This window comes from Acinetobacter sp. G18, from assembly GCF_052660225.1.
In genome coordinates this window covers 278,095-291,701 of the sequence record NZ_CP109658.1, presented here as the reverse complement: position 1 = coordinate 291,701, position 13,607 = coordinate 278,095, and the positions used below count along the sequence as shown (strand labels likewise).

Annotated in this window: 9 protein-coding genes, 2 tRNA genes and 1 pseudogene; 8 read left to right on the top strand and 4 right to left on the bottom strand. The window is 38.3% G+C overall.

Features of this window, described 5'->3' with window-relative positions:
- The first annotated feature begins 216 nt into the window (after window positions 1–216).
- From NE363_RS01355 to NE363_RS01345, 3 genes are all read left to right on the top strand, one after another.
- Entirely contained in the window at window positions 217–1,107 is an 891-nt protein-coding gene (locus tag NE363_RS01355; protein ID WP_004705127.1) for an SDR family NAD(P)-dependent oxidoreductase, read from the top strand.
- Between the two features lie 254 nt (window positions 1,108–1,361).
- On the top strand, window positions 1,362–2,285 hold the full coding sequence (locus NE363_RS01350; protein ID WP_151762396.1) for a DUF2167 domain-containing protein: 924 nt from the start codon (window positions 1,362–1,364) through the stop codon (window positions 2,283–2,285).
- Complete coding sequence (locus NE363_RS01345; protein ID WP_445535690.1) at window positions 2,286–3,035, top strand: hypothetical protein; 750 nt, start codon at window positions 2,286–2,288, stop codon at window positions 3,033–3,035. It abuts the gene before it with no gap.
- Window positions 3,036–3,108: 73 nt separating this feature from the next.
- On the opposite strand, the gene NE363_RS01340 is transcribed toward NE363_RS01345, so the two are convergent.
- Both NE363_RS01340 and NE363_RS01335 read right to left on the bottom strand, forming a co-directional pair.
- Window positions 3,109–5,298 (bottom strand): bifunctional SulP family inorganic anion transporter/carbonic anhydrase, encoded by a 2,190-nt coding sequence (locus NE363_RS01340; RefSeq protein ID WP_445535689.1) that lies wholly within the window; start codon window positions 5,296–5,298, stop codon window positions 3,109–3,111.
- Between the two features lie 300 nt (window positions 5,299–5,598).
- Window positions 5,599–7,950: a Tex family protein gene (locus NE363_RS01335; protein WP_019458447.1), complete on the bottom strand. Its 2,352-nt coding sequence runs from the start codon at window positions 7,948–7,950 to the stop codon at window positions 5,599–5,601.
- Between the two features lie 659 nt (window positions 7,951–8,609).
- Between NE363_RS01335 and ompR the strand changes: the two genes are divergently transcribed.
- From ompR to NE363_RS01310, 5 genes and pseudogenes are all read left to right on the top strand, one after another.
- Window positions 8,610–9,374, top strand: coding sequence for an osmolarity response regulator transcription factor OmpR (gene ompR, locus NE363_RS01330; RefSeq protein WP_000060753.1), 765 nt, complete (start codon window positions 8,610–8,612; stop codon window positions 9,372–9,374).
- Between the two features lie 17 nt (window positions 9,375–9,391).
- On the top strand, window positions 9,392–10,849 hold the full coding sequence (locus tag NE363_RS01325; RefSeq protein WP_019458448.1) for an ATP-binding protein: 1,458 nt from the start codon (window positions 9,392–9,394) through the stop codon (window positions 10,847–10,849).
- 63 nt (window positions 10,850–10,912) lie between these two features.
- A pseudogene (locus tag NE363_RS01320) lies at window positions 10,913–11,005 on the top strand (hypothetical protein); the annotation flags it as partial.
- Window positions 11,006–11,040: 35 nt separating this feature from the next.
- A complete protein-coding gene (locus tag NE363_RS01315; RefSeq protein WP_445535688.1) occupies window positions 11,041–12,555 on the top strand; it encodes an acetyl-CoA hydrolase/transferase family protein in 1,515 nt (504 codons plus the stop codon).
- Window positions 12,556–12,684: 129 nt separating this feature from the next.
- A complete protein-coding gene (locus NE363_RS01310; protein WP_039251061.1) occupies window positions 12,685–13,116 on the top strand; it encodes a GNAT family acetyltransferase in 432 nt (143 codons plus the stop codon).
- A gap of 171 nt (window positions 13,117–13,287) precedes the next feature.
- Here the strand turns inward: NE363_RS01310 and NE363_RS01305 are convergent.
- Together NE363_RS01305 and NE363_RS01300 are read right to left on the bottom strand one after the other, a co-directional pair.
- Window positions 13,288–13,363 (bottom strand) — tRNA-Phe (locus tag NE363_RS01305).
- Between the two features lie 126 nt (window positions 13,364–13,489).
- Window positions 13,490–13,565, bottom strand: a tRNA-Phe gene (locus NE363_RS01300).
- Between the last annotated feature and the right edge of the window lie 42 nt (window positions 13,566–13,607).

Here is a 13,607-nt window from a genome sequence, read left to right as displayed (position 1 = left end):
TTAACCCTTCACAATAATTAATGGATTAGGGTAATAATTTAGAGTTTTTACTCTAAATAAATTGTTAAATTTCATATATTTACACACTAGACAATTTTTATACATCTATTAAGATAGGGCAATATTTAGGAGTTCATCAGGATGAACCAACGGTTGTAAAAAATAAAAATTACATACCGGAATAAATAGCCCCTGCCCCTACTTAGGTAAAATGCTGTGAATAAAAAATTAGAAGCTCTGTTCCAAGAAAAGGTACAAGGTAAAGTCATTTTAGTGACAGGTGCCTCAAGTGGAATCGGTTTAACGGTTTCGAACAAACTTGCTGACGCTGGTGCGCATGTTTTACTGGTTGCCCGTACTCAAGAAACATTAGAAGAAGTGAAAGCAGATATTGAAAGCCGTGGCGGTCAGGCATCAATTTTCCCATGTGATCTTAACGACATGGACATGATTGATCAGGTTTCTAAAGATATTTTAGCTTCTGTTGATCATATTGATATTTTAATCAATAACGCAGGTCGCTCTATTCGTCGTGCTGTTCATGAGTCTTATGATCGTTTCCATGACTTTGAACGTACCATGCAATTAAACTACTTTGGCGCTGTACGAATGGTGCTTAATATTTTGCCTCACATGATTCAACGTAAAGACGGTCAAATTATTAATATTAGTTCAATCGGCGTATTAGCAAATGCAACACGCTTCTCTGCTTATGTCGCTTCTAAAGCTGCGCTTGATGCATTTAGTCGCTGTCTTTCTGCCGAAGTTCATGCGCATAAAATTGCGATCACATCAATTTATATGCCTTTAGTGCGTACCCCAATGATCGCACCAACCAAAATTTATAAATACGTACCAACCCTTTCACCTGAACAAGCAGCTGACTTAATTGCTTATGCAATTGTGAAACGTCCAAAACGTATTGCGACGAACTTAGGTCGTTTGGCGTCTATGACATATTCAGTCGCGCCGGGCATCAACAACATGTTTATGTCGATTGGTTTCCGCCTGTTCCCAAGTTCTGATGCAGCAAAAGGCCAAAAAGCTGAGAAATTGAACTGGGCACAAAAAGCTTATGCACGAATTTTCCCAGGTGAACATTGGTAATTTGGCATATTAAGATGAGTTAAAAATAAAAAAAGCAGAACACACTGGTTCTGCTTTTTTATGAGCAAAATCTAGATTTCCAATAAAATATTTTATGTCGTATTAATAATAATTATTGAACCGTCTATCTAATATCTACTTTAAATTTAATAAATATTTTAATTTTAAATAAAAATAATTTAATATAAACAAATAAATGACGCAAAAAATAAATTGCTATAAAGCTGAACTTTAAAATTCATTGTGAGAACTTCATGTTAAATCCTTTACACTCAAAAAAAATACGCCCATTGGTTTATGCAATTTCAATTAGTTTTACAACACTCGGAACTCTTTCTATTCCTTGTGGTGTACATGCATCAGAAAATACTGAAAAAACTACTACCAATAATCAATCGACACCGCAAACAAATGAAAATCCAATGTCTAAACTAGATTGGCATATAGGACCCAAAAAAGAAAATGTCGCTAATGTCGCAACCCTAAATACACTTAAAGATGAAGGTTTTCTAGATCCCAAAAATTCAGATAAATTTTTAGAACTTACTGGAAATCTAACGGATGGAAGCACAAATATTCTTGTTTCACCAAATGAAACATGGTGGGCAACCTTTAATTTTGATCCATCTGGTTATGTAAAAGATGATGAAAAAATTGATGCCGATGCGTTATTAAAACAACTTAAAGAATCAGATGGCCCATCCAATGAAGAAAGAACTCGCTTAGGATTACCTAAACTTTATACTGTAGGCTGGGCAGTTCCTCCCCATTATGATAATCAAACCAAACGATTAGAATGGGCTTTAAAAGTACGTTCAGAAGATAATTCAGAAATAATCAATTACACGATTCGCATATTAGGCCGTACAGGTGTAACTAGCGCAACGCTTGTATCTGATGAAGAACAACTTACACAGAATATTGATGAGTTTAAAAAGAGTTTAAAGGGATTTGACTATAACTTTGGTGAGAAATACGCTGAATATAAAGAAGGCGATAAAATTGCTGGATATGGCTTAGCAGCCTTAATTGCAGGTGGCGCAGCAGTTGTTGCAACTAAAAAAGGTTTTTGGGCTGTAATTGCGGCATTCTTTGCAGCAGCTTGGAAATTTATTGCTGTAGGTGTAATTGCTGTAGGTGGATGGATTAGCTCGCTTTTCAAAAGAAATAAATCATAAATGTATCTTTCTTTAGAATCTCTTTTGGTTTTAGGTATAGTTGGGTTCTATATATATGACTCAACTTACCTTTATTTTTATAATGAATTCATTATTAAAAAAGGCCTTAAACACTCTTTTAAAGCACAATTCATTTCTAAAAAGTTAAACTTTCTTAGTAAATATCTAGTAATTTTTGAGTTTTTTTTACCTTATCAACTTGTTTTCAAATGCTCATGGAGACTAAATGATTTCAAAAATCAGGCACTCTCTCGTGAGGATATAGAAAATATTCAGCTCATAACAGCTACTCTAAAACCCCTTCAATTCGTCAATATTATTTTATTTATACTGATTCTTATATTATTACCTATAATTTTTTTATTAAAGTTGAATTACGTGATTCTAGCTATCACTGTTAGTACAATTTATTTTTTAAATCTGATTAATATTTTTTATGTGATATCTAAAAGAAAAAAATTAAAGCTTTCTTGGAGTAAAGTTTCACAACTAGCACTTGATACTTTTTTGTGCCCCCCTTTTTCTTTAAATTTATTACGGAAAATAAGCTTAAATTATGCAGTAAAGTCTGAAGGATCGCTCCTAGCTAAACAGATTCTGACTAAAAAAGCTTATCAAGAATTTTTAAATAATATCTTGAAAGATCTCAAAGTATTAAAATCAATATCAAACCAAGAAAATATCTCTAAGATTGAACATAAAGAGCAACAACTTATCGCATCTCAAGACTTAAGCTATAAAAATGAATAATAAAAAGCCCCTTATCAGGGGCTTTTTATTATTCATAAAATCAATTTACTGCTTAAATTTAGACGAAAGAAGATTACGCATCTAAAAATTCCACATGCCCTGTTTTAACATCGTAAATCGCACCGATAATTGCAATCTCACCACGGTCTAGCAAGTCTTTAAGTACTGTACTGTTATTAATAATATATTGGATGTTGTAGTGAACGTTCATTGCTGTCACCTGATTAATAAAAGCTTTGTTTAACTCACGCGGTTGCATAATGTCATATACGCTTTCTACCGAACGCATGAGTGGTCCAAGCACATATTGAATATGTGGCATTTCTTTGACATCAGAAACTTGTTTTTCCTGTAACCTTAGCTGACATGCGCTAGTCACTGCTCCGCAGTCGGTATGACCTAAAACTAAAATGACTTTAGAACCTTTGGCCTGACAGGCAAACTCAAGCGAGCCTAGTACTTTTTGACCTGCGATATTACCGGCAATCCTTAAACTAAATAGATCACCAATCCCTACATCAAAAATCATTTCGGTAGGCGCACGAGAATCCATACATCCCAAAACAGCCGCAATCGGGTGTTGACCTTCATCTGCGGTGACACGGATTTGACGGTAAATATCACGTTGTAAACGTTCATTTTTTACGAAACGTTCATTACCTTCTTTAAGTAAAGTAACCACCTGCTGCGGACTTAATTTACGCTGTAAATCTCTAGTACTAATGTAGATATCAAGAACTGCATCATCTACTTCTTCATAGTGTTGTTTAAACCCTATAAGCTTCAAATCAACCTGACGCTTAACTGCCGTTTCATTTTGATAATCTTGAATGACCTGATAAATATCTGGATCAATCGAATCGCATTGAGTCGCATCAATAATTAACTGCTGATCTTTATGAACATGTTCCAATGCAGAAATGAGCGCTGAACGATTAAGAAAAGTTACCTGTGATGGAAGCTCAATACGGGTCACGATTCCATGTAAATGCTTTTCTTTATAAACACGAACGCCTTTATTGAAGTTGCCATACAAAATAAACGCACTACTGGTAAATAGACCCACCAAAATTCCGGTTAATAAGTCTGTCAGCAAGATTGCAACAAGGGTGATAATGAAAGGTAAAAACTGTTTCCAGCCTTTTTGATAAAGCTGTTTAAATAGCTTTGGATGAGTCAGTTTAAAACCAGTCACGATTAATATCGCTGCAAGTGCAGACAATGGAATCATGTTCATGAGTTGAACAAAGAATAAAACTGCTAGTAGCAATAATATGCCGTGAATAATCGTGGAATATTTACTACGTGCGCCTGTATTTGCATTTACAGAACTGCGGACAATGACTGAAGTGACTGGCATGCCGCCAATTAAACCTGAAACAATATTGCCCGCGCCTTGTGCCCACAGTTCACGGTTAGGTGGAGATGAACGCTTTTGAGGATCAAGTTTATCTGCGGCTTCTAGGTTTAGTAATGTCTCTAAAGACGCCACAATCGCGAGTGTAATTGCTCCGGTATAAATTAATGGTTCAGCCAGATAGCTAAAGTCTGGAAAAACCAATACCTCTTGCGGCGCTTGCAATATGTTTGGTAGTTGAATCAAATTATTGGTTTGTACTGCCCAAGGCGAGCCGATATTCATTAACACAAAATTTAAAACTGCTGCAATGACCACAGCAATTAAAGCCGAAGGTATGGCCAACTTTTTAAGTGGGCTGCTATCCCAAGCTAAAATTAAAAATAAACTCAGTAAGCCAATAAGCGCTGCGCCAGCATCAAAGTGCTGAAGAAAAGTATCAGGTGTAGCAGTCCAAACGTTTTTCCATGAAAAGTCAGTCAGCCCAAATAAATATGGCAGCTGAGTCACAATCAGAATGGCACCAATAGCAGCCAATAATCCTAAAATGACGTTGTTTGGAATAAAGTTAGCAAAGAAACCTAACTTAAATATTCCGAATAGAATTTGTAAAATTCCTGCAAATACAATACACAATAAAAAGGCGGCATAGTTGCCGCCTAATTGATCTAACTGTACAAGGATGACCGCAGTCAGCCCTGCTGCTGGGCCAGAGACACTGATGTGAGAACCACTCAGTAGGCCAACAATAATTCCACCAACAATCCCGGCAATAATACCCGAAATGATTGGAGCGCCTGAGGCTAAGGCAATACCCAAACATAAGGGTAACGCCACGAGAAATACGACCACTCCCGAGAGTAGATCGTTTAAATGAAATCTATTTTTCAGTTCTAAAGCCGGCATAAAAACAACCATTTATAATATAAAAAAATAATCAATTTTTAATGTAACTGCCTGAAAGTGAGGAACTTACTTCAAGGCTTTGTCGATATTGTCTGACAACTGAAAAGGGTTAAAGTTGAGTTATGCTATAACGTTGTATAGTTGATTGTAGATTTCACAACGTTTTTGTTGATCTTAAGATTCACCTCATCTTTACCACTGCGATTTATGAAAAAACGAATTCCACGCTCACTAAAGCAAACTACGAAACAATAAAAAAACCTCCCGTTTGGGAGGCTTCTTTAGGTCTTCTAAAGGCTCTTATTTAGAACCTTTAATTCCCGCTTGTAATAACAATGCACCAAAACCACCAATTTTTTGTTCTTGAGGTTTTTCTTGCTTGCTACGTTGTGGACGCTCAACCTGATCTTTACGCGGCTGTTGAGGGCGCTTACCTTGTGGCTTACGCTCAGAACGCTGATCGTTATTTTGCTCACGACGCGGTGGACGCTGTGCCTTAACAGGAGCTGCGCCTTCTGCGCGCATACTCAAGTTCACACGGTTACGCTCAGCATCAACTTGCATCACACGTACTTGTACAATCTGACCTGGTTTAACTACTTTATGCGGATCAGAAACAAACTCATTTGCTAATTCAGAGATATGAACTAAACCGTCTTGATGTACACCAATATCAACAAAGGCACCAAAGTTTGTGACATTGGTAATTACACCTTCAAGCTGCATGCCTTCAGTCAATTGACCCACTTCAGTGATATCTTCGCGGAATTTAGCAGTACGGAACTCTGGACGCGGGTCACGGCCTGGTTTTTCAAGTTCTGCTAATACGTCTTGAACTGTTGGCAAACCAAATTTGTCATCAACAAATTCATCAGCTTTTACTTGGCGAATGATTTCGGTATTACCAATAATGTCTTTAACTGTCGTCGCTTTCGCCGCAACAATTTTCTCAACAAGACCATAACTTTCAGGGTGAACAGCAGAAGCATCTAAAGGTTCAGAACCATTTTGGATACGTAAGAAGCCAGCCGCTTGTTCAAAAGTGCGCTCGCCTAAACGAGGTACGCTTTTCAACGCTTGACGGTTATCAAAACGACCATGTTCTTTACGGTATTCAACGATTTGCTGAGCAATTGCTTTGTTTAAACCTGCTATGTAAGCCAAGATTGCTGGTGAAGCAGTATTTACATCAACACCAACAGCATTCACACAGTCTTCAACTACCGCATCAAGTGTTTTTGCCAAACCAGTTTGATTTACATCGTGTTGATATTGACCTACACCAATCGATTTCGGATCAATCTTCACAAGCTCAGCAAGTGGGTCTTGTAAACGGCGAGCAATAGAAACTGCTCCACGAATTGAAACATCAAGCTCTGGAAGTTCTGCCGAAGCAAGTTCACTTGCAGAGTAAACAGATGCACCTGCTTCGCTTACAGTCACACGTGTTAATTTAAGGTCTGTGTTTGCAGCCATCATTTCTGCAACTACAGCTTCTGTTTCACGGCTCGCAGTACCGTTACCAATCGCAATAAGCTCTACGTTATATTCACGACACAAACGAGCCAATTCAGCAATTGAGCCTTCTTTGTCTTCTTTAGGCGCAAATGGATAAATCGTGCTATGAGCAAGTACATCACCTGCATCGCTTACGACAGCCAGTTTCACACCTGTACGGATACCAGGGTCAACACCTAAAGTTGTACGGCTACCTGCTGGGGCAGATAACAATAAATGACGAAGGTTTTCAGCAAATACCTGCATTGCTTCTGCTTCAGCAGCAAGACGTTTTTCTGTTAGCAATGAATGCTCGATTTGAGGACGAACTTTACCTAACCAGAATAATTTTGCAGTTTGCTTTAAGAAATCTTGGCGAGTTTGTGGCTGAACTTGATCAAGGTTGTATTCAGTTTCAATACGTGCCAAAGGTGCATCATCTTCACCATCTACTTTTAAACCAAGTACGTTTTCTTGACGGCCACGTAACATTGCCAATAAACGATGAGAAGGTAGTTTGTTTAAGCCTTCAGAGAATTCAAAGTAATCGCGGAACTTTTTACCGACTTCTTTCTTTTCTTCAGAAGCAACTGTACTTTTTAATACTGCTGTTTTTGCAAAAGTTGCTTTTAATTCTGTAGTCAGCGCAATGTTTTGTGCCCAGTCATCAATCAGAATATGCTGAATTGCATCTAACTGACTTTCAACATCTGGATATTCTTCATGACTAAAACCAGCCAATGCTTCTGTTGGGTCAATTTGTTCTGCAATAATTTTTTCAGCGATTGGTCCTAGACCCGCTTCTTTCGCCTTGAAAGACTTACTCGTACGCTTAGGACGGTACGGTGCATAAATTTCTTCTAAAGCATTTTTTGTTTCGGCTGCATTCACCCGCGCCAATAAGTCATCATTCAATTTATTCTGTTCTTGCAATGACTGAATGACCTTTTCACGGCGCTCATATAAATCACGTAAATACGCTAAACGAGTATCTAATTGGCGTAACTGCGTATCATCTAAACCTTGTGTTACTTCTTTACGGTAACGGGCAATAAATGGAACACTGGCACCTTCGTCAATTAAGCGGATGGCAGCTTCTACTTGGTTTGGACGTACGGCAAGCTCACTTGCCAACTGCTGAACTAAGTCAGTCATCGTGTTTGATCCCACAAGGATAAAGTTTAAAAGCAATGATTATAAAGACCAAGCCCATAAAATCCACACTTGTTTGCGTATTCAAAACGTTTTTTTGTATTGACTATGAATTTTTCACATTCTTATCTTAAAAAAACTCTTTTAAAACTTGATCTATTTGTCATTCTACTTTTCAAGTCGAACTTTATTTAAAAATATGAGTTGTAGCAACTCTTCTAGTATCCAATTAAATTTTTTAATACAAATTACGAGAAAATGAACATATTGATACATGGCTAGAAGGTATAAAATCTTCATTTTTCTTCTTTTTATATATAAATTTTGAGCCACTCATCAATAAAACATCTAACAATACTTGTAAAAACTAAAGAATAAATGAAGAGAAATTTTTTAAATAATTTATTTGAAACAAATATTTATTAAAATTTAATCGATAAAAATCTAACGAATGATTGAATATTTGGTTTTTTATCGTGGGCTTTGCTAAATTATGGGCATAAGATGTTGTTTTTTGGTTTCAAGCACCTACGAAAATTGTAATTTTGAGCAAATTGATACATAGTCTTAACAAGAACATCGGCATTATACTGAGGGCTTGCTGGCAATAAGCCTGAGCGCCCCAATAATATATAAATTATGACTTTAAAAGGGAGTACATCATGAGTTTAGTTGTACCTGCTGAACATCCTGAAACCGTACATAACGAAACGGATCGTGTCGAGCGCATTTTAGTAGTCGATGACGATGTGCGTTTACGTACCCTCTTGCAACGCTTTTTAGAAGATAAAGGCTTTGTTGTAAAAACTGCCCACGACGCTTCGCAAATGGATCGTTTATTACAACGTGAGTTATTTTCTCTTATCGTTCTCGATTTCATGTTACCCGTTGAAGATGGTTTAAGTATTTGCCGACGCTTACGTCAGTCAAACATTGATACTCCTATTATCATGTTAACTGCTCGTGGCAGTGACTCTGACCGTATTGCTGGTCTTGAAGCTGGTGCAGATGACTATTTACCAAAACCATTTAACCCTAATGAGCTTCTAGCACGTATTCGCGCAGTATTACGTCGTCAAGTTCGTGAAGTTCCAGGTGCTCCAAGCCAACAAGTTGAAGTAGTTAGTTTCGGCCCATGGTCTTTAGATCTATCTACACGTACGCTTACTCGTGAAGGTCAAATCGTTACATTGACTACAGGTGAGTTTGCGGTATTGAAGGCTTTGGTACAGCATCCACGCGAACCATTAACACGTGACAAACTCATGAACTTGGCTCGTGGTCGTGAATGGGGTGCAATGGAACGTTCTATTGATGTTCAGGTATCTCGTCTACGTCGTCTGATTGAAGATAATCCAGCACGTGCGCGCTACATCCAAACTGTGTGGGGCGTGGGTTATGTGTTTGTTCCAGACGGTGCTGAATAAGTTTGAGATAAAATAGAGTGACTCTAGAGCCAATTCCACCACAAAACTTTACCGATTACGTTACGTACTCAGAGCGTAAACGGACGAGGTGGGAACGTTTTCTCGACAAAATTAAGCCACGTTCTGCTGCCATGCGTACCACTATTTTGGTACTGCTGGTGGTGTTCTTTAGCCTGTTTATGTCATTGTGGTTTTTTTGGCGCACTCTCTATTTACCAGAAATTCAACAACATGCCCGTTATCTGGCTGTTGAACTAGAACTGGTCAATAACCCTAATATTCGTATTTTACATGGTAATAACGAAGTTGATATCGATACCTGGTTACGTAATCGGGTTGGTATTGAATACATAACCGACCCTAAAGAATATCCTAGTGTCCGCGATAAAGTTATTGCCGAGTTTTTTACTAATCACGTTGAGCAGAAACTAGCCAATGAGATTGGCACTAAGGATGTTACGGTTTACTTCCAATTTAAACCAAGTCCTCGTATTTGGATTCAAACTCCTGAAATGCATGGTAATTGGGTCCGTGAACCTCTAAAAACATATGCAAACTATAGCCCTGAACTATTAATTGGTTGGGTTGTGGGTGTTCCTTTAGCCTCAGCCATCATTATTTTGATTTTGGTTCGACAAATGAACCGCCCTTTGCGTCGTTTGCAAAATGCTGCCAATGAATATAGTAAGTCAGGAACAGCGCCTTACCTAGATACCAATCATGGTCCACTAGAAATTCGCCAAGTAAACCAAGCCTTTAATCGCATGGTATATACGCTTGATCAAACCGAGCGTGAACGACGGATTATGTTGGCCGGTATTTCACATGATTTGCGCACGCCCCTTACACGTATTCGTTTAACGGCAGAAATGTTGCCTGATGAGTTTTTTCGTGAAGGCTTGGTTTATGACGTAGATGATATGGATGCGATTTTAAATCAGTTCATCTCGTATATGCGCGACGGTTCGGATGAAGAATTAAAAGACACCAATATCAATATGTTATTGCAAGAATTAATTGTTCAGTTTAAACCGCTTGATATTCGTTTCGAGATGCAAGATGTACCGATTATTCCTGCACGTAGCCTCTCACTAAAACGTCTCATTGCCAACCTAATTAATAACGCAAAGCGTTATGGTGCAGAGCCAATCGAACTCAGTGCAAAAGTTGAAAATGAACATATTTTGATTACGGTGGCCGACAATGGTGAAGGCATTCCCGAGGACCAAATTGAAGAATTAATGCAACCTTTTGTTAGAGGTAACGCTGCTAGAACAATTCAAGGTAGTGGTTTAGGCCTTGCAATTGTTAAACGTATTGTCGATATTCATCAAGGTGAGATTCAAATTCACAACCGTGAACAAGGTGGTTTAGAAGTTATTATTTCGTTACCTATCCCAAAACCAGCGGCTGAAGAAAATACTACGACAAATCCGTTAGAAAAAATTAAACAAACTTTAAGTGAGCGCTTTTAATTTGATCGAATGATCATTTAAAGCGTCATTTTAAATTTTATAAAAAATATTTAAAATCAATAAAATATAAATCATAAAAATAAATTATACCTACATTTATTTAAAAAATTAGACCTTAGCCTAACACCTATGCACTTTTCATTTTTTCATAGCTAAAATCCCGTATGTTTTGACAATATTGAGGATGTCCAATGTCTTTAAGTCGTATTCGCCTAGCTTCTCTTCATGACAAGGTCATCAGTGCTGAACAAGCTGCGCAATTCATCGAAAATGGAATGACCGTTGGTATGAGTGGTTTTACTCGTGCCGGTGAAGCTAAAGCTGTTCCACAGGCACTTGTAGAGCATGCAAAGAAAAATCCGTTAAAAATCACATTAATTACGGGTGCTAGCTTAGGTAATGACTTAGACAAACAACTCACGGAAGCAGGTGTTTTATCTCGTCGCATGCCTTTTCAGGTAGACAACACTTTACGCCGCGCAATTAACAACGGCGAAGTCATGTTCATTGATCAACACTTATCAGAAACTGTTGAGCAAATGCGCAACCAACAATTGAAACGTCCAGACGTTGCAGTAATTGAAGCAATTGCAATTACTGAAGATGGCGGCATTATCCCGACTACCTCTGTAGGTAACTCAGCAAGTTTTGCTATTTTTGCCGAAAAAGTGATTGTTGAAATCAATACATCTTTAAGCGAAAGCTTTGAAGGTTTGCACGACATCTACATTCCGACTTACCGTCCAACACGTACTCCAATTCCATTAACAAAAGTGGATGAGCGTATTGGTACAACAGCAATTCAAATCGATCCTGCAAAAATTGTAGGTATTGTATTTAACGATACGCATGACTCACCATCAACAGTTACTCCTCCAGATGATGAGACTCAAGGTATTGCAAACCACTTAATTGCTTTCTTTAACAAAGAAGTTGCAGAAGGTCGTTTACCGAAAAACCTTGGTCCATTACAAGCAGGAATTGGCTCTATTGCGAATGCTGTATTAACAGGTTTAAAAGATTCTGATTTTGAAGACCTGATCATGTACTCAGAAGTACTACAAGACTGTACTTTTGAACTCATTGATGCAGGCAAAATGAAGTTTGCTTCTGGTAGTTCAATTACCCTTTCAGCGAAATGTGGCGAAAAAGTTTTTGGCAATATCGAAGCTTACAAAGACAAATTAGTGCTGCGTCCGCAAGAGATTTCTAACCATCCTGAATTAGTTCGTCGTTTAGGCATTATTGGCATTAACACTGCGCTTGAGTTTGATATTTACGGTAATGTGAACTCAACTCACGTATGTGGTACGAAAATGATGAATGGTATCGGTGGTTCAGGTGACTTCGCGCGTAACGCACACTTGGCGATCTTTGTGACTAAATCAATTGCTAAAGGCGGCGATATTTCCTCTATCGTGCCAATGGTGAGCCACGTTGACCACAGCGAACACGACGTTGATATTTTAGTGACGGAGCAAGGTCTAGCAGACTTACGCGGTTTAGCACCTCGTGAACGCGCTCGCGCTATTATCGACAACTGTGTACACCCACTTTATCGTGATGCATTAAATGACTACTTTGATCGTGCATGTGCCAAAGGTGGACATACTCCTCACTTACTTCGTGAAGCATTGTCTTGGCATGCAAACTTCGAAGAAACAGGTCAAATGCTTCAAGCAGCAACTGTTGCAAAATCAGCTTAAATCACTGGTTTAATTCAAGCACTCCTTCGGGGGTGCTTTTTTATTTGTTTAAATTATTAATAAACACTGCTCAAACTCATATTTTTATTTTATCTTTTCAGCACATCAAAACAAAAAGTAGAAATCCGCATGTTCATTATTCGCCAATTTACAAATGCAGATCTGGATGATGTCGTTAATTTATGGGAAAGCTGCGGTCTCACCCGCCCTTGGAATAGTCCTGAAACAGATATTTTCAGAAAAGTTTCACAACAAGATGATTTATTTTTAGTTGCTATTAAGGATGAGCAACTCATTGGTACGCTCATGGGCGGTTACGACGGTCATAGAGGCTGGATTAACTATTTGGCTGTTCATCCCCACCAACAACGCTTAGGCATCGCTACAGCGCTTGTACAGCAACTTGAGAAGCGCCTCATCGCTCGTGGCTGCCCAAAACTTCAATTATTGGTGCGTAAAGATAATTTGAATGTATTGAACTTTTACGAACAGCTCGGTTACGACGAAGTAGAAGCCGTGTGCTTAGGCAAACGACTCATTAATGATAGTCCTCACGAGTAGAGACAAGTTTTCAGTTGAGCCTTTTTTAGAAAGTGAAGGTAATATTGGGGATAACCCTGTTTAGTTGTGGATAAGATGAGATTTATACACAGGCACGATCTTCATATTTTTTATTAAATCAGCAGACATGAAAAAAGCCCCATACTTTAAAGTATGGGGCTTTTTCGAATATGGTGGCGAGACCCAGGATCGAACTGGGGACACACGGATTTTCAATCCGTTGCTCTACCTACTGAGCTATCACGCCGATGGCCTGTATTAAGCCGCATCTCAGAACAATAGTCAACAATTATCCTGAGTTTCTGATTTAAATGGATATTTTTTATACTTAAAAAAAATCCCTGATGGGATCAGGGATTGAAAACACAAATAATGGTGGCGAGACCCAGGATCGAACTGGGGACACACGGATTTTCAATCCGTTGCTCTACCTACTGAGCTATCACGCCGAAGTGGGCGTATTAAACAATGTTTATTAGTTAACGTCAAGT